Source organism: Terrihabitans rhizophilus, assembly GCF_033898525.1.
GTDB classification, from domain to species: domain Bacteria; phylum Pseudomonadota; class Alphaproteobacteria; order Rhizobiales; family Methylopilaceae; genus Flaviflagellibacter; species Flaviflagellibacter rhizophilus.
On the sequence record NZ_JAXAFJ010000012.1, the window covers coordinates 43141 to 59766 of the forward strand.

Sequence of the window (16626 nt, forward strand, 5' to 3'; positions counted from 1 at the left end):
ATCACCAGTTGGCGTCATCTATTCTGCACAACCTCACAAGCATCAACGGTCGCAAAAATACATTGATATCTGGTATGCCACCGGGGATCACTGTCACGTCATCGAGATTGCTGCCGATTCAATTGACGCGGTCTGCCCACCGTAGCATCATTCCAAACTAGGTTCGGGCGGTTTGTCGCCCGCAGGAGGTCTGGGATGCTGAAGGAGCTCTCACGCCGCCAATTCCTGAAGGGCGCTGGCACCGGCATGGCCGGTACGGCAATCGGCGCCCTTGGGTTCGGCGGTCCGGAACAGGCGCTGGCGCAAGCCGTGCGTCCTTTCAAGCTGGCACGTACGACGGAGACGCGGAACACATGCCCCTACTGCTCGGTGGCATGCGGCGTCATCATGTACAGCCTTGGCGACAAGTCCAAGAACGCCCATGCCAGCATCATCCACATCGAGGGTGACCCGGACCATCCGACGAATCGCGGCACGTTGTGCCCCAAGGGCGCGGCGCTGCTGGACTTCGTGCATGCCGAAACGCGCACCAAGTACCCGCAGTATCGCGGCCCCGGAGAGCGCGACTTCCGCCGCATCTCCTGGGACGAGGCGCTCGACAAGATCGCCCGCAAGCTCAAGGACGACCGCGACCAGAACTTCATCGCGAAGAACGCCGATGGCGTGACGGTCAATCGCTGGATCTCGACGGGCTTCCTGGCGGCGTCCGCATCCACCAACGAAACCGCCTTCATGACCTACAAGGTGGTTCGCAGCACAGGAGCACTGGCGTTCGACAACCAGGCACGCGTCTGACACGGACCGACGGTGGCCAGTCTGGCCCCAACATTCGGTCGCGGTGCGATGACGAACTCCTGGACGGACATCAAGAACACCGATCTCGTCGTGATCATGGGCGGCAATGCCGCCGAGGCGCATCCGTGCGGCTTTAAATGGGTCACTGAGGCGAAGGCGCAGCGTGGAGCAAAGCTCATCGTCGTCGATCCGCGTTTCACGCGCTCGGCCTCGGTGGCGGATTTCTACGCGCCCATCCGGCAGGGAACCGACATCGCCTTCCTGCTGGGCGTCATCAAGTACTGCATCGACAACGACAACATTCAGCACGAATACGTCCGCGCCTTCACCAACGCCCCCTACCTGATCAAGGAAGGCTACGGCTATCAGGACGGCCTGTTCACTGGCTATGACGAGGCCAAGCGGGATTACGACCGCTCGAGCTGGGAATACGAGATCGGGCCGGACGGCTATGTCATCAGCGATGACACGCTGCAGCACCCGCGCTCGGTCTTCCAGCTGCTGAAGGTGCATGTCGCGCCCTACACGCCGGAAATGGTGGAGCGCATCTGCGGCACGCCGAAGGACAAGTTCCTGACCGTTGCCAAGATGATCTCGGAGACGGCGGCCACCGACAAGGTCATGACGAGCATGTACGCGCTCGGCTGGACCCAGCACTCCAAGGGCTCGCAGAACATCCGCGCCATGGCCATGCTGCAGCTGATGCTGGGCAATATCGGCCTTCGCGGCGGCGGCATGAACGCCCTGCGCGGCCATTCCAACATCCAGGGGCTCACCGATATCGGCCTGATGTCGAACCTGATCCCCGGCTACCTGACGCTCGCGACCGACAAGGAACCGGACTTCGAGACGTATATGAGCAAGCGGCAGTTCAAGCCGATGCGTCCGAACCAGATGAGCTACTGGCAGAACTACCGGAAGTTCATGGTGAGCTTCCTGAAGTCGATGTACGGCAAGGCTGCGACGCCGGAGAACAACTTCGCCTTCGACTGGCTGCCGAAGCTCGACGTGCCCGGCTACGACGTGCTGCGCACCTTCGAGCTGATGCACCAGGGCAAGGTGAACGGCTATGTCTGCCAGGGCTTCAACCCCCTGCTCTCCTTCCCCAACAGGACGAAGATCACCGAGAGCCTGTCCAAGCTGAAATTCCTCGTGGTCATGGATCCGCTGCAGACGGAGACGGCAAGGTTCTGGAAGGACGAGGGCGTCTTCAACGACGTGAAGCCCGAGGACATCCAGACCGAGGTGTTCGAACTGCCGACCACCTGCTTCGCGGAGGACGAAGGCGCGCTGGTGAACTCCGGCCGCTGGCTGCAATGGCACTGGCCCGGACAGGAACCTCCGGGCGAGGCCAAGAGCGACGTCTGGATCATGTCGCAGATCCATCTGCGGCTGCGCGCCCTCTACCAGAAGGAAGGCGGCGCGTTCCCTGACCCCATCCTGAACCTGCACTGGCCGTACCGCATCCCCGACGATCCGATGCCGGACGAGCTGGCCAAGGAGATGAACGGCTATGTCGTCTCCACGGTGACCGATCCGGTGGACACCACCAAGGTGGTGCTGGAGAAGGGCAAGCAGCTCGACGGCTTCGCGCAGCTGCGCGACGACGGCTCGACCGCGTGCGGCTGCTGGATCTATTCCGGCAGCTACACCGAGAAGGGCAATATGATGGCCCGCCGGGACACGAACGACCCCGGCAATACCGGCGCCTACTCCAATTGGGCGTTCTCGTGGCCGGCCAACCGGCGGATCATCTACAATCGTGCGTCCGCCGACGTGAACGGCAAGCCGTGGGATCCGAAGCGCAAGCTGATCGAATGGAACGGCACGGCCTGGTCCGGCTTCGACGTTCCGGACATCGCACCGGGCGCCAAGCCGCAGGATGTCGGCCCCTTCATCATGAACCCCGAGGGAACGGCACGCCTGTTCACGCGCGGCATGCTGAAGGATGGCCCCTTCCCGGCGCATTACGAGCCGTTCGAAAGCCCCATCGCCAATGTGCTGGCCCCCAAGATCCGCGGCAATCCCGCCGCGCGCATCTTCAAGGCCGACATGGAGGCGCTCGGCACGAGCGACAAGTTCCCCTATGCGGCGACCTCCTACCGCCTCACCGAGCATTTCCACTACTGGACCAAGCATGTCTGGGTGAATGCAATGCTGCAGCCGGAGTTCTTCGTGGAGATCAGCGAACAGCTGGCCGCCGAGAAGAACATCCAGCCCGGCGGCTGGGTGAAGGTCTCGTCCAACCGAGGCGAGGTGCAGGCCAAGGCGGTGGTGACGAAGCGCATCAAGCCGCTCATCTGCGACGGGCGCACGGTGCACATCGTGGGCATACCCCTGCATTGGGGCTTCACGGGCGCGGCCAAGAAGGGCTTCGGCCCCAACAGCCTGACGCCTTTCGTGGGTGACGCGAACATCGAGACGCCGGAGTTCAAGGCGTTCCTGGTGAACGTGGAGCCCAGCAACGGCCCGGTCGTGAGCTAGGAGGCGGTTATGGCAGGACTACAGAGCCAGGACTTCGCCCGCATCTCGGCCACCACGTTCCGGCCGCCGGAGGTGCGCCACGATTTCGAGGTGGCGAAGCTCATCGACGTCTCGAAGTGCATCGGCTGCAAGGCATGCCAGTCGGCGTGCCTCGAGTGGAACAATCTGCGGGAGGAAGTGGGCGTCAACACCGGCGTCTACGACAACCCGCACGATCTGACGCCGAACAGCTGGACGTTGATGCGGTTCACCGAATGGGAGAACCCTGAAAGCGGCAATCTGGAATGGCTGATCCGCAAGGACGGCTGCATGCACTGCTCGGACCCCGGCTGCCTCAAGGCATGCCCGGCACCCGGCGCCATCGTGCAGTACAACAACGGCATCGTGGACTTCGTCTCCGAGAACTGCATCGGCTGCGGCTATTGCGTGAAGGGCTGTCCCTTCAACATCCCGCGCATCAGCCAGGCCGACAACAAGGCCTACAAGTGCACGCTGTGCTCCGACCGCGTCTCCGTGGGGCAGGCTCCGGCCTGCGCCAAGGCATGCCCCACCGGCGCCATCGTGTTCGGCACCAAGGAGGCCATGCTGGACTATGCCGACGGGCGCATCGCGGACCTGAAGTCGCGCGGCTTCAAGAACGCCGGCATCTATGACCCGCCGGGCGTCGGGGGCACCCATGTGATGTATGTGCTGCATCACGCGGACCAGCCGCAACTCTACGCCAACTTGCCCAAGGATCCGAAGATCAGCCCGGTCGTCGAGATCTGGAAGGGCGTGACGAAATATGCCGGCATGGCCACGCTGGGTTTCGCGGCAGCCTTCGCCTTCGTCCACGCCACCATCGCGCGGAAGAACGAGGTGTCCCGCGCGGAGGACCGTGAGGCCGAGCATCTCATCGACGAGGAGGCAGCCAATGGTCGTCAGGCGTGAAGAAACGCGCACCATGGTCGACCGCTACCGCGGTGCGACCCGTCTCAACCACTGGGTCACCGCCATCGCGCTGATCCTGCTGACGCTCAGCGGCATGGCCTTGTTCCATCCCGCTCTGTTCTTCATGTCCGGCCTGTTCGGCGGCGGGTCCATGACGCGCATGCTGCATCCCTGGATCGGCGTGGTGCTGCTCGCCAGCTTCGCGGTGCTGTTCATCCAGATGGTGCGGCACAATTTCTGGAACCGCTCGGACACGGTCTGGGTCCGCCACATCGGCGACGTCATGGCGGGCAACGAGGAGAAGATGCCGGAGGCCGGCAAGTACAACGGCGCCCAAAAGCTGATCTTCTGGGGAATGACCCTTCTGATCCTCGTCCTGTTCGGCTCGGGCCTGGTGATCTGGTACGAATATTTCGGCTCGACCTTCACCATCGAGCAGCAGCGCATCGGGCACATCGTTCATGCACTGATGGCGATAGCCATGCTGCTCATCGTCATCGCGCACATCTACGCCGCCTTCTACATCCGCGGCTCAATCAATGCGATGACCGAGGGCAAGGTGACGGGCGGCTGGGCGTTCCGGCATCATCGCGGCTGGCTGCGCGAGGAAGCGCGCGAAGGCGTGGTGGACGAACGGCAGCAGCCCCAGCGGAGCATGCGCCCCGCCGAATGACACAAGACATCATGCAGGCCGGCCCGTGCCGGCCTGCCTCTCCGTGGCCCGTGCGGTTCGTGAGGATTTTTGGATGAGTGACGAACAGAGCCTTGCCGGATTCGGCGAACCGGTCGGCATCGCGGAGCGCGACAAGCCCCCCTTCGTCCTGTTGCCGAAACCGTCCACCCTGTTCGCCCTGCGCGCGATGCGCTTCGCGAAGCTGGCGCCGGATCACCAGCTCCAGCCCTTCCTGACCTTTCTCGCGGCGCTTTCCGGAGTGCAGGACCGGCTCGCCCGCGAACTGCCGCCGGCCGTCCTGCCCACCCCTCGCGACCAGCACATGCGGGCTGCGAGCGGCATGCCGGTCGTGCCGCGTGAGGATCTGGCGGATGACGCCCTCGCGCTCGGTGCGCTGGAGCGCTTGCTGGCCCTGATGAGCGCCGTCGACATGCCGGAGGCGGCACGCGCCGCGCTGGAAGAAGCCCGCATGCTCGATGAAGGTGGGCGCCGCGCGATGTTCGCCGCCGTGCTCAGCGATGTCGTGCCGGCGGAGACCGTGGCCCAGCATATCTTTGCCGCGGCTGCCCTACAGGTCGTCGCCGCGATGCGCAGCGCGCAGCTGGATGCCGAGCTTCCGCAGAAGGTCGCGGACGGCATCTGCCCGTGCTGCGGTGCGCCCAGCGTCAGCAGCGCCGTGGTGGGCGCGGGCAATGTGGAAGGCGTGCGCTACGTGCAGTGCTCGCTGTGCGCCGCGCAGTGGAACCAGGTGCGCGTGCGCTGCGTCTCCTGCGGCTCCACCAAGGGCATCTCGTACCAGGCCATCGAAGGCGTCGCCGACTCGATCAAGGCGGAAACCTGCGACGAGTGTGGCACTTACATGAAGATCCTCTACCAGACCAAGGACATGGAGCTGGAACCCGTGGCCGACGATGTGGCCAGCCTGGGGCTTGATCTTCTCGTGTCCGAGGCCGGCTGGCGAAGGGCCGGCGTGAACCCGTTCCTGCTGGGCTATTGAGGCCATGGAACGCCCCGAAGACTTCCGCCTCCCCTCCGTCGACCAGGTGCTGCGCAGCACGGTCTGCGAACTGGCTTCCGCCCGCCACGGCCGCACCGCCACCACGGATGCGGTTCGCGCCGTACTCGCACGGCTGCGGGACGACCGGGCATCCGTGCCGCTGGACGCCGTGGCGCAACGCGCGCTGGCGGCGCTCGAAGACGCCGACCAGCCGTCGCAGCGTCCGGTGATCAACCTCACCGGCACGGTGCTGCACACCAATCTTGGCCGGGCATTGTTGCCGGACGAGGCGGTGCAGGCCGTGTCCCGCGCCATGCGTCAGCCCACCAATCTTGAATACGACGTGGAAAGCGGCCGGCGCGGCGAACGCGACGACCATGTGCGAGGCCTCATCCGCGAACTGACCGGCGCGGAAGACGCCGTGCTCGTCAACAACAACGCCGCCGCCGTGATGCTGGTGCTGAACACGCTCGCCAAGGACCGCGAGGCGGTGGTCTCGCGCGGCGAGCTGATCGAAATCGGCGGCGCGTTCCGCATGCCGGACATCATGGCCCGCGCCGGTGCACGCCTCCGCGAGGTGGGCACCACCAACCGGACCCACCTGCGCGACTATGCGGACGCCATCGGCCCGGAGACCGGGCTGCTGATGAAGGTGCACACCTCGAACTATGTGGTGAAGGGCTTCACGGCAGAGGTCTCGGCGACTGAGCTCGCGGGATTCGCGAGCCAGCACGGCCTGCCCTTCGTCGACGATCTCGGCTCCGGCACGCTGGTCGACCTCGCGCGCTGGGGGCTGCAGCACGAAAGGACGGTGCAGGATGCGCTCGGCGCGGGAGCCGACCTCGTGACGTTCTCGGGCGACAAGCTGCTGGGCGGTCCGCAAGCCGGCATCGTGGCCGGGAGGAAGGACCTCGTGGCAAGGCTGGCGAAGAACCCGCTGAAACGTGCCCTGCGACTGGACAAGCTGCGGTTGGCGGCGCTGGAAGCCGTGCTGAAGCTCTACCGCGATCCCGACAGCCTTCCGAAGCGCCTGCCGACCCTGCGTCTTTTCACGCGTACTCAGATTGAGCTGCGCGCCCTGGCCGAACGGCTGGAGCCGAAACTGGCCGGAGCACTCGGGTCCGGCTGGGCCATCAAGCCCTTGGATCTCGGAAGCCAGATCGGCTCCGGCGCCCTGCCGCTGGAAACCATGCCAAGCGCCGGCCTGTCCATGCGGCCGGCGGAGCGCGCGTCCGGGCGCGCGGTGGAAGACCTCGCCGCCGCCTTCCGCGCCCTGCCGCTGCCGGTGATCGGCCGCATCAAGGAGGGCGCCCTGCTGTTCGACCTGCGCTGCCTGGAGGATGAGGCCGCGTTCACAAATCAGCTGAACGGCCTGCGGGTGGGTGAGCTTCATGCGTCTTCTTGACCGCCTGCTCGGCAGAACGGATCCCGGCACGGATGTCGGCAAGGAGATGGCGCGGGCCGCCGAGGCCGCGGCGCTTGGCGATCATGCCACCGCGCTCGCCATCTGGGGGCCACTCGCCCACAGCGGCGTGCCGCGCGCGCAGAACAATGTGGGAGCCTGCTTTGCCGAAGGCCTTGGCGTTGAGCGTGACACCGCGCTCGCTTTGCGCTGGCTGACGCTTGCGGCGGAAGGCGGCGATGCGGTGGGACAGCGCAATCTCGCCGCCCTGCATTTCAAGGGCGAAGGCGTGGAGCAGAGCGACGCCGAGGCGTTGCGCCTCTACCGGCTGGCGGCCGAAGCCGGCGACGCCCCGGCACAGGACATGCTGTCCTGGATGCTGCTGGAGAGCGGCGAAATTTCGGCCCGCGAGGAGGCGCTGCGTTGGGCCGACGCGGCCGCGGAGGCCGGCATCGCCACCAGCATGACGCGGCTGGGCATGATGCACCACGATGCGCTGGGCGTGGAACGCGATGCCGCCAAGGCCGCCCTCTGGTGGAGCCGCGCGGCCGAAGCGGGCGATCCCGATGGACGCGCCATGCTCGGCGCCGCCGTACTTCTCGGCCAGGGCGTCGAACGCGATCCCGCCCGCGCGCTGGACCTGCTGCTGGCTGCCGAGCGCGACGGCAGCACGCTTGCCATTCCCTTCATCAAGGCCGCGCAGGCCGCAATGCAGCCCGAGGCCGTGTCGTGATCATCGGCACCGCCGGCCATATCGACCACGGCAAGACCTCGCTCGTGGCGCGGCTGACCGGCGTCAACACCGACCGGCTGAAGGAGGAGAAGGCGCGCGGCATCACCATAGAACTCGGCTTCGCCTACTGGCCGCAGCCGGACGGGCGCGTCATCGGCTTCATCGACGTGCCGGGCCACGAGAAGCTGGTGCATACCATGCTGGCCGGCGCTTCCGGCGTCGACCTCCTGCTGCTGGTGGTGGCGGCGGATGACGGCGTGATGCCGCAGACGCGGGAGCATCTGGACATCGCCCGCCTGCTCGGCATTCCCGAAGCCGTGGTGGCGCTGACGAAGTCCGATCTGGTGGATCGAGAAAGGTTGGTGGCGGCAGAGGCCGGGATCCGGCGCCTGCTCGCGGGCACTGCGTTCGCGAATGCGCCGATCTTGCCAGTGTCGGCGACGAGCGGGGCAGGCATCCCGGATCTTGCGACCCTCCTCTCCGACCCCAGCCGAAGCCCAGCCGCCCGGCGCGAGGACGGCGAATTCCGTCTGGCCGTGGACCGCTCCTTCACGCTTGCCGGCGCGGGCACCGTCGTCACCGGCACCGTGCTTTCCGGGGCCGTTGCAATCGGTGACATGCTGACCGTTTCTCCGTCCGGGGTCGCGGCCCGCGTGCGCTCGATCCATGCGCAGAACCGCCCTGCCGAGCGCGGCGTGGCCGGCGACCGCTGCGCCTTGAACCTGGCCGGACCGGACATCCGCAAGGACGCCATCCATCGCGGGGACATGGTTCTCGCCAATACGCTGCACGCGCCGACGCAGCGGATCGACGCGGAACTCACCGTGCTCGCCTCCGAGAAGAAGCCGCTCGGCATGTGGATGCCGGTGCGCCTGCATCACGCCTCGGCTGAAGTGGGCGCACGTCTTGTCCTGCTGGGCGAAGAGCCTCTTGCGCCGGGCAGCACGACAGCGGTGCAGATCGTGCTCGAACAGCCCATCGCTGCCGCCACTCTGGACCGTTTCGTGCTGCGTGACACCAGCGCCTCGCGCACCGTGGGCGGCGGTCGCTTTCTCGATTTGCGTGCGCCGGAACGTCATCGCCGCAGCCCGGAACGTCTCGCGCAACTGGCCGCACTGGCGCACGCCGACGCGGCCACTGCGCTCCATGCCCTGCTCTCGGTCGCACCGGGCTATGCAGACCTGGATGCCTTCATCCGGGATCGCGCTCTCAGCGCTCAGAAGGGTCTGGAGCTCACCCGGCAACTCGGCCTCGTCCGCATCGGGGCCATGGCGATGCTGCCGCAGAACTGGGAGCGCTTTGAGAGGTCGTTGACCGAGACCCTGCGCATCCATCATGCGGAGCATCCCGACCAGGTCGGCCTCGGGCTGGAGCGCCTTCGCCTCTCCGTCAAACCTAGGCTGACGGCCCGCCTGTTCCGCGAGGCGCTCGCGGCGCTGACCGCTTCCGGCACGGTGGTGGTGCAGGGCTCTTGGGTGCGTCTCCCCGAGCATGAGGTGCGCCTGACGCCGGAGGATGAGCATCTCTGGACCCGCATTACGCCGCTCGTCAGTGGTGCCGAGCGGTTCCGCCCTCCCCGCGTCCGCGATGTGGCGCAAATGCTCGGGCGTGGAGAGGAGGAGGTACGGCGCGTGTTCCGGCTGGTGCAGCGCCGGGGCGAGGTGCACGAGGTGGCGCTGGACCACTTCTTCAGGCGCGACACGGTGGCCGAGATGGCAGGCATCGCCGCCGATCTCGCGCAGGAGCAGCCGGCAGGCTTCAACGCCGCCGCCTTCCGCGATCGCCTCGACAATGGGCGAAAGGTTGCTATCCAGATCCTTGAATTCTTCGATCGCCACGGCGTCACCATCCGGCGCGGCGATCTCCGGCGCATCAACCGCCAGCGGCTTGACCTGTTCGGCCCGGTGGATGCGCCCCTTGGAGGAGAAGCGTCCCCGGTGGGGCGTCCGGACTTCAAATCCGGGAGGGGCCGTCAGACGGTCCTTGGTGGGTTCGACTCCCATTCTCCTCCGCCAGTTCACTAGGTGCCGATGACCGATCACGCCGCATTCATCGCCCGCTTCGAAAGGGCCGCCGCCCAGGCCGGCGAAGCCGAGGACGATTTTCGCCGCGAGGCCGCCCGCCGCATCGAGACCTTGGCCCGCGAACGACGAAACGCCTTCCGCCGCCTCAATCTTGTTCGAAGCTCCGCCTCGGCGATGAGCGGCACCGAAACGGCGGAAGACGCGGCCGAACGCGCGCGGCTGAAGCTGGCCGCTGATCTTGGCTGGCTGCCCATCGGCCCACGTCAGGCGCTGGTGCTGGACCGGCTGCAGCCGGCGTTCCTCGCTCTGGCCGGCACGGCCCGCGACGATGCGCCAGTAGAAGAGGCGGAAGCCGCCCTGCTGGGCTTCGAGGAATGGTATCGCTCCGAAACCGAGGCTGACTTCTACGACCTGTTCGACCGCTATGTGCAGGAGACGCCGGTTGTCGACTTCTAGGCCCATCAGCACTGACTTCGATGCATGGCTCGCCGGCATCTGGCGCGGCGGTCCGTTCACCGCGCTGATCGTGCTGGTGCGCGTGGCGGAGCCCCGGATCGAGCCGCTGCGCTCCACCTTCGTGCACGTCATCGGCGACGAACTGGACTGGGGCGACATCACCATGATGTTCCGCAGTGCCGGCGTCAGCTGGGACGCGGCTGCCTTCTTCGGAACGCGTGCCGATGATGGCGGCCCTGTGCCGGACGACGTTGCGCGAAGCCGCCTGCGCCAGCTCGAAGAGCGGCTGCGCCTGGACCGGCTGCTGCTGAACGATGCCGGCTTCTTCGATGTCTGGGGCCGAGAACTCAGGGTGGATGAGGTGGGGACGGCTTAGCATTTGCGAGCGTCCAGGGAAGGCGCGAAGCGACTGTCCGGGACCCATACTCCGTTTGGTCAAGGCTCTATGTTGATCGCCGACGGCACGGCGTATGGGTCCGGACAGCGCCAGAGGCGCTTCCGGAACGCGCGGGTGGATCACACCACCACCACCTTCGCTGGCCCCTCCTCCACGCTCCCGATGACTGCGGCACGCGGATATCCTGCGTCCTTGATCGTGCGCAGCAGGTCGTCCGCACGCTCGGGTGCGCAGGAAACCAGTAGACCGCCCGAAGTCTGCGGGTCCGTCAGAAGAGCCCGTTCCGCATCCAGAAGTCCGGGCGGCAAGTCCACACCTTCGCCATAGCTGGCCCAGTTGCGTCCGGAGGCGCCCGTCACGCGCCCCTCCCCAGCCAGCCGCTTCGCCTCATCGAGGAACGGTAGATCCGCCAGTCGCAACCGCAGCGTGGCTCCGGAACCGCGCGCCATCTCCAGGCCATGGCCGAGTATGCCGAAGCCGGTGACATCGGTAATGGCGTGGACGTCGGCGTCGCGCGCCAGATCGGCCCCCACGCGGTTCAGCAGCGTGGTGGAGGCGATCATCTCGTCATAGCCGGCCGCCGACAGCTCGCCCTTCCGGTAGGCGGCGGAATAGATGCCGACGCCCAGCGCCTTCGTGAGAATCAGGGCATCGCCGGGTTTTGCCCCGCTGTTGCGGCGCAGGTTCTGCGGCTTCACCAGACCGATGACGGCCAGCCCGTAGATCGGCTCCGGCGCGTCGATGGAATGCCCGCCGGCCACCGGGATGCCAGCCTCAGCACAGATCGAGGCTCCGCCTTTCAGAATCTCCCGCACCTGCTCCTCGGGGAGCTTGTCGAGCGGCATGCCCAGAATGGCGAGCGCGAGGATCGGCCGGCCTCCCATGGCATAGACATCCGAGATGGCGTTGGCCGCGGCGATGCGCCCGAAATCTCGCGGATCATCCACCATCGGCATGAAGAAATCGGTGGTCGCGACCACGCAGGTTTCATCGTCGATCTGCCAGACCGCCGCATCGTCGCCCGTCTCCGTGCCGACAAGCAACTGCCGGTAAGGCGCCGCCGCCGGCTGGTCCGCCAGCAGCCGCTGCAGGACGGCGGGCGCGAGCTTGCACCCGCATCCGCCGCCATGGGCAAGGCTGGTCAGCTTAGGCGCGGCGCCATGTGTCAGTACCGCGTCGAGCACGGCACCTGTCACGCCTGAACCTCGGCGGCGGTGATCGAATACCGGAAGCTGTCGGGATCGAGGCAGTCGAGCAGCGCGCCCGCGATCTCGGCCTGCGGATACATCAGGAACGCGACCTTATGGTCGGAGCCCGGCAGCACCACGTCGTGGGCGGTGTTGTAGCCCATCCAGTTGCCTTCCCAGGCGCCGAACAGGGCACGCCGTGCGGCCACGACCTTGGGCGCGTCCACACCGTTATTGCCCGGCGGCTCCTCCAGAACGACCTTGCGGACATCCGCCGGGTCCGTCGCCACCCAGCCCCGGCCCTCGAGCCACACCTCGGCCCGGCAGTGCTGCGACTTGGTGACGGTGGCCGACCCTGCGCCAAGGCTCTTGTAGCCGAAGCGCGAAGGCGCCACGCGGATGCCGTAGATGTCGCGGGCCGGAATACCGGCGGCACGCACCAGCGCCACGTAGAGGGCATTCAGGTCGGCGCATTTGCCGCCGAGATTCCCGGAACGGAGCATGGAGGCCACATCGCCGGTGCCGCAGCCGCGCGTCTTGGCATTGCGGAAGGTGTTGTCCACCACCCACTGATAGATCGCCTCCGCCTTCTCCTGATCCGTGGTGCGGCCCGCGATGGCCTTCTCTGCCGTCTCCTTCACGATGCCGTCTGTCGGCATCAGTTCCGTGGCTTCGAGATAAAGCGCCCTCTCCGTCTCGGTCAGCGCACGGGGCTCGTCACGGTCGGCAGCCCAGTTTCGGTCCCGCAACTGGACCCTGCTCGTGACCTCCGCGCGCGGCGCGGTCTCGCCGCTCTTGAAGACGAGGTGCAGCATGTCGGCCCCGTGCTTCGGGTCCCGCACCCGCTCCGCTGATATGGCGTTGGTGTCCCAGCGGCTTTCGCCCGGTCGGGTCCATTCGCTCTCGTTCACCGAGGTCAAGGGTAGCCAAGCCTGCGCCTTCCCCGCGCCCGCGAGCTCCAGCCGCGTCGTCACGTCGAAGCTGCGCCACGCTCCAGGCTCGGGCGCGAAGACGGCCTCCTCTGCAAAGGACATGCGCGGCAGGATCAAGGCTGCGGCCGTGGCGGCAGCACCTGTGATGATGAGGTCACGACGTGTGATCATGGGACCTTGTCCTCCCTGTTCGTTATTGTTGTTTGTTCAGGTGAAAGTGCGAGCAGCCGGGAAAGCATCCCGTCCGCAGCCCAGTCGACGGGTTCGTCGGCCTTCAGTGCCGGACGAAGTCCTGGCGCAAGCACGAAACTGGTCGGCAGGCCTTCTACTCCCCACGCCTTCATGGCCGCGCGATCACGGTCCAGCAGGATGGCGAAGCCGACCGGATGTTCGGAGAAGAAGCGGCGCACCCGGGCGTCCACTTCGCCGACATCCACCGCGAGGATCGTCACCGCGTTCCCGGCACCGATGTGAAGTGCCTGGAGCGATGCCATCTCTTCCACGCATGGCTCGCACCAGGTCGCGAAGAAATGGACGATGGTGATGGAGTCTGTAGAGGTCGCGAGTTCGAAAGCGCCGCCATCCAGTTGATCGAGGCTGAGGCCGGGAGAGCTGTCCTGTGCCCAAGGCTTCAGGCCGTGGGCTGCATCCGCAGGTGCACCGCCGAACATGAGCGCCGCAACCGCGATGATACCGGCGACGCGTGGGACGCATGTTCCGAGATGGCCCCGAGACTCGGGAGCAAAGGCGAAGAGCACGCCTCCAATGTTCCAGCCGGCTTGGGCGGCGTCAATCCCGTCCTGCCGTTACCGGGAGCGACGGGATGCCGGCATCGTGGTGGCTTGTTCGTCACCGTCTCTCCGATCCAGGCTGAACGGCACGACGCACCGTCGGTATCCCGCGATTTGCAGCAGAGCGGTGGAGGTCATGAAAGTCCAAAACTGTCTCAAAGGCCGCACTGTCTCCCGCAAAATCAGTCCGGGAAGCGACGGGCGGCTCCTGATCCTGCGAACCGGCACGATGGATGAGGCCAGAAAGGCAGGAACAGCCCCTTCAGAACGACGTCCAGCTTGAACGCAGAGCGCAGGCGTCACCTGATAGACCTTCAGCTTGTGCGACCACAGCGCTCTGGCGTCGAACATGAGGTCATCGGTAGTCCGGTCGATGGATGCACTTAGCTGCAGCAGCCGCCGCGCACCGCTACGGCTAATGATGTAGCCGGCCGTTCCATAATGGACCGAACCGAGCCGCGCCAGCGACAGATCAGTACCCGCGATCGATCGAGCAGACCGGACGAAGACCCGTTGCAGGAACGTCTCGAGCTTCACCACTTCCGCATCCGCAGGGATCCATGAGGTATCGTCCAGCAGCCTGACGAGCAACGGATCGACCTCGACGTCATCCTCGAACACGGCGAGAAACGGCTCATCGCTTTCGAGAAGCGTCCGCCATGCGAGCACAGGGCTCATCGTGCAAGCGATCTCCGCCGCCGAGAGCGGATATACTGGGTCCGTGGCGGCAGCCGCCTGCAGTTCGTCAGGAGCCATGGACGTGGCATCAACAGCGTCCAGCCGGGCGATACGCCATCCAATCTTCGACGCCAGTTCCGGCAGCCGCAGCCAGCGTTCCCTGTGTCGGTCGAGATTGATCACATGCGAAGGAATCAAGAACCAGTCACCGTGTTGACCTCGATCAAGAAAGTGCTGCACGCCGACCTAGGTGCTGGCTTTCGGTGTTGGAACGTCACGCGCAACGCAGGATCAACGTCGGTAGAGCTGAATCGCTCGTGGAACGAGTTGCCGCACGGAGCTGACAGACATTATTCTGTGAGGCGTCTATTCCGGAGCGGCAGGCACCGACAATGATCGGACGCTTGCTCAACAACTCTCTCGAGGCTTTACTGTTTAGCTCCGCCCGTGTGCGAAGACACTACTACGGTCAGCGGACGTCGGCGGCTTTATCTGGAAATTTGTACGCAAGAAGACACTCTTCTGATGGCAAGACGTATCGGCCCTCGGCTGCGAGGTCGAACACGATCAAATCTGTGGAGAGGGCTCGACGTAAAGATGGTGCTCCCAAGGGGAATCGAACCCCTGTTTTCGCCGTGAGAGGGCGACGTCCTAGACCGCTAGACGATGGGAGCGGCGCGGGCTCATCGAGCCGCGAAGGCGCCCTCTATACGCAGAGCCCACGCCGGGATCAAGGGGCATTTGCGTCGATGCGGCCAAGATAGCCGAGCGTTGTCGCATCGAGGACATGGATAGCTGGGCGACCGTCTTGTGCCTCCGTGGTGACGAACAGGCGCTGCCCGTCGGAGGTGGTCCCGGTGATCTTCGTTCCAGCGGCTATCGGCAGAGAGCCCGTCAGTTGCTGCCCGTTCTGGAGCGGCGCGGTGGGCACTCCGGTGAGACGGCCGGCATCGGAGGCCGGCTGCGCCTTGACGAGACGCCACACGATCACCGACATGACCAATACAAAGCCGATCAGCATGATTGCGGTCGACACACCGACGAACAGGCGCATGCGCCGCACGATGCGCGCGGTCCGGGGATCCTCCTCGGCTGTGACGTCGTCGTCATCCAGAGTGGCCATGAGCGATCCCGATACCCGTCTTGATGTTGTCCTTGCGCCGGAACTCGCCGGCGAAAGGCTGGACCGCGCGCTGGCGCAGGCGCTGCCCGATCTGTCGAGAACCCGGATACAGGCGCTGATCCGCGCGGGCAAGGTGGAGCTGTCCGGCGCGATCGCGACCGACCTCGGCGCGAAAGTGGCGGGTGGCGAACAGGCCTTCGTCCATATTCCGCCGCCCGAGCCGGCCCTGCCCCTGGCTGAGGCCATTCCCCTCAACGTGGTCTACGAGGACGATGAGCTGATCGTCATCGACAAGCCGGCCGGTCTCGTCGTGCATCCCGGCGCCGGCAACTGGACCGGAACGCTCGTCAACGCGCTGCTGGCCCATTGCGCGGGCTCGCTGTCGGGCATCGGCGGCGTGGAGCGGCCGGGCATCGTCCACCGTCTCGACAAGGACACGACGGGCCTGCTGGTCGCCGCGAAGACGGACCGCGCTCACCGCTCGCTCGCCGAGCAGTTCGCCGACCATGGCCGCACGGGTCCACTGGAGAGGGCCTACATGGCCTTTGTCTGGGGCAGCCCACTGCGGACCAGCGGCACGGTAGACGCCCCGATCGACCGCGATCCCCGGAACCGGGAAAAGATGCGGGTCTGCCCGCCGGAGCATGGGCGCGAGGCCATCACCCACTGGCACCGCCTGCGCGCCTTCGGGCCGCCCAACGCTGCCCTCGTCAGCCTTGTGCGGTGCGAGCTCGAGACCGGCCGAACGCACCAGATCCGCGTCCATATGGCCCATCTCGGCCATCCGGTGCTGGGCGACCCCGCCTATGGCGCCGGCTTCAAGACGAAGGCGCGCCATCTGCCGGAAGCTGCCCGTGCGTCCCTGGAGGGACTGGGCCGGCAGGCCCTGCACGCGGCGCATCTTGCCTTCGAGCATCCCGCGACCGGGGAACTCATGTCGTTCGACAGTGCGTTGCCTCCCGATCTTGCCGAACTTGCCGAGGCGCTGAAAACAACGCCCTGAGCATGTGGGTAGGTGCGCGTG

14 protein-coding genes, 2 tRNA genes and 1 pseudogene are annotated in these 16626 nt (G+C 66.1%); 11 read left to right on the top strand and 6 right to left on the bottom strand.

The genetic code is table 11. The annotated features are described in order from the left end of the window. The first annotated feature begins 195 nt into the window (after positions 1-195). From fdnG to SCD90_RS15385, 10 genes and pseudogenes are all read left to right on the top strand, one after another. The gene (gene fdnG / locus SCD90_RS15340; RefSeq protein WP_319845586.1) at positions 196-3279 is read left to right on the top strand and encodes a formate dehydrogenase-N subunit alpha; all 3084 of its coding nucleotides are present in this window, start codon (positions 196-198) and stop codon (positions 3277-3279) included. 9 nt (positions 3280-3288) lie between these two features. Further along, the gene (gene fdxH / locus SCD90_RS15345) at positions 3289-4209 is read left to right on the top strand and encodes a formate dehydrogenase subunit beta (RefSeq protein ID WP_319845587.1); all 921 of its coding nucleotides are present in this window, start codon (positions 3289-3291) and stop codon (positions 4207-4209) included. Next, the gene (locus tag SCD90_RS15350) at positions 4193-4882 is read left to right on the top strand and encodes a formate dehydrogenase subunit gamma (protein WP_319845588.1); all 690 of its coding nucleotides are present in this window, start codon (positions 4193-4195) and stop codon (positions 4880-4882) included. The genes fdxH and SCD90_RS15350 overlap by 17 nt, the downstream gene beginning before the upstream one ends. A 73-nt stretch (positions 4883-4955) precedes the next feature. Beyond that, positions 4956-5879 (top strand): formate dehydrogenase accessory protein FdhE, encoded by a 924-nt coding sequence (gene fdhE / locus SCD90_RS15355; RefSeq protein WP_319845589.1) that lies wholly within the window; start codon positions 4956-4958, stop codon positions 5877-5879. A 4-nt stretch (positions 5880-5883) separates the two neighbouring features. Beyond that, the gene (selA, locus tag SCD90_RS15360; protein WP_319845590.1) at positions 5884-7284 is read left to right on the top strand and encodes an L-seryl-tRNA(Sec) selenium transferase; all 1401 of its coding nucleotides are present in this window, start codon (positions 5884-5886) and stop codon (positions 7282-7284) included. After that, positions 7271-8014, top strand: coding sequence for a tetratricopeptide repeat protein (locus SCD90_RS15365; RefSeq protein WP_425265707.1), 744 nt, complete (start codon positions 7271-7273; stop codon positions 8012-8014). Before selA ends, SCD90_RS15365 begins: the two co-directional genes overlap by 14 nt. After that, a pseudogene (gene selB, locus SCD90_RS15370) lies at positions 8011-9873 on the top strand (selenocysteine-specific translation elongation factor); the annotation flags it as partial. The gene SCD90_RS15365 and the pseudogene selB, both read left to right, overlap by 4 nt. Before the next feature lie 60 nt (positions 9874-9933). Then, a tRNA-Sec gene (locus SCD90_RS15375) sits at positions 9934-10029 on the top strand. Between the two features lie 15 nt (positions 10030-10044). Continuing rightward, entirely contained in the window at positions 10045-10494 is a 450-nt protein-coding gene (locus SCD90_RS15380) for a hypothetical protein (RefSeq protein ID WP_319845591.1), read from the top strand. Beyond that, a complete protein-coding gene (locus SCD90_RS15385) occupies positions 10481-10870 on the top strand; it encodes a hypothetical protein (protein WP_319845592.1) in 390 nt (129 codons plus the stop codon). The genes SCD90_RS15380 and SCD90_RS15385 overlap by 14 nt, the downstream gene beginning before the upstream one ends. 140 nt (positions 10871-11010) lie before the next feature. Here SCD90_RS15385 and selD read toward each other — a convergent pair whose 3' ends face one another. From selD to SCD90_RS15415, 6 genes are all read right to left on the bottom strand, one after another. Next, the gene (gene selD / locus SCD90_RS15390) at positions 11011-12087 is read right to left on the bottom strand and encodes a selenide, water dikinase SelD (protein WP_319845593.1); all 1077 of its coding nucleotides are present in this window, start codon (positions 12085-12087) and stop codon (positions 11011-11013) included. Then, the gene (locus SCD90_RS15395) at positions 12084-13181 is read right to left on the bottom strand and encodes a transglutaminase-like domain-containing protein (RefSeq protein ID WP_319845594.1); all 1098 of its coding nucleotides are present in this window, start codon (positions 13179-13181) and stop codon (positions 12084-12086) included. The genes selD and SCD90_RS15395 overlap by 4 nt, the downstream gene beginning before the upstream one ends. Continuing rightward, positions 13178-13681 carry a TlpA family protein disulfide reductase gene (locus SCD90_RS15400; RefSeq protein WP_319845595.1) on the bottom strand — a complete coding sequence of 168 codons (504 nt, stop codon included), beginning with the start codon at positions 13679-13681 and terminating at the stop codon, positions 13178-13180. Before SCD90_RS15400 ends, SCD90_RS15395 begins: the two co-directional genes overlap by 4 nt. A 135-nt stretch (positions 13682-13816) precedes the next feature. Further along, on the bottom strand, positions 13817-14662 hold the full coding sequence (locus SCD90_RS15405) for a glycosyltransferase family 25 protein (RefSeq protein WP_319845596.1): 846 nt from the start codon (positions 14660-14662) through the stop codon (positions 13817-13819). Positions 14663-15077: 415 nt separating this feature from the next. Beyond that, a tRNA-Glu gene (locus tag SCD90_RS15410) sits at positions 15078-15153 on the bottom strand. Between the two features lie 56 nt (positions 15154-15209). Beyond that, positions 15210-15602 carry a hypothetical protein gene (locus tag SCD90_RS15415; RefSeq protein WP_319845597.1) on the bottom strand — a complete coding sequence of 131 codons (393 nt, stop codon included), beginning with the start codon at positions 15600-15602 and terminating at the stop codon, positions 15210-15212. Here SCD90_RS15415 and SCD90_RS15420 point away from each other — a divergent pair. Beyond that, positions 15601-16605: an RluA family pseudouridine synthase gene (locus tag SCD90_RS15420; RefSeq protein ID WP_319845598.1), complete on the top strand. Its 1005-nt coding sequence runs from the start codon at positions 15601-15603 to the stop codon at positions 16603-16605. The genes SCD90_RS15415 and SCD90_RS15420 overlap by 2 nt on opposite strands. Positions 16606-16626: the final 21 nt, after the last annotated feature.

Bases quoted from the DNA above. Each gene is read 5' to 3' on its own strand.
- fdxH (WP_319845587.1), top strand. From the start codon at position 3,289: ATGGCAGGACTACAGAGCCAGGACTTCGCCCGCATCTCGGCCACCACG.
- SCD90_RS15350 (WP_319845588.1), top strand. From the start codon at position 4,193: ATGGTCGTCAGGCGTGAAGAAACGCGCACCATGGTCGACCGCTACCGC.
- fdhE (WP_319845589.1), top strand. From the start codon at position 4,956: ATGAGTGACGAACAGAGCCTTGCCGGATTCGGCGAACCGGTCGGCATC.
- selA (WP_319845590.1), top strand. From the start codon at position 5,884: ATGGAACGCCCCGAAGACTTCCGCCTCCCCTCCGTCGACCAGGTGCTG.
- SCD90_RS15365 (WP_425265707.1), top strand. From the start codon at position 7,271: ATGCGTCTTCTTGACCGCCTGCTCGGCAGAACGGATCCCGGCACGGAT.
- SCD90_RS15380 (WP_319845591.1), top strand. From the start codon at position 10,045: ATGACCGATCACGCCGCATTCATCGCCCGCTTCGAAAGGGCCGCCGCC.
- SCD90_RS15395 (WP_319845594.1), bottom strand. From the start codon at position 13,181: ATGATCACACGTCGTGACCTCATCATCACAGGTGCTGCCGCCACGGCC.
- SCD90_RS15400 (WP_319845595.1), bottom strand. From the start codon at position 13,681: ATGTTCGGCGGTGCACCTGCGGATGCAGCCCACGGCCTGAAGCCTTGG.
- SCD90_RS15420 (WP_319845598.1), top strand. From the start codon at position 15,601: ATGAGCGATCCCGATACCCGTCTTGATGTTGTCCTTGCGCCGGAACTC.
- SCD90_RS15415 (WP_319845597.1), bottom strand. From the start codon at position 15,602: ATGGCCACTCTGGATGACGACGACGTCACAGCCGAGGAGGATCCCCGG.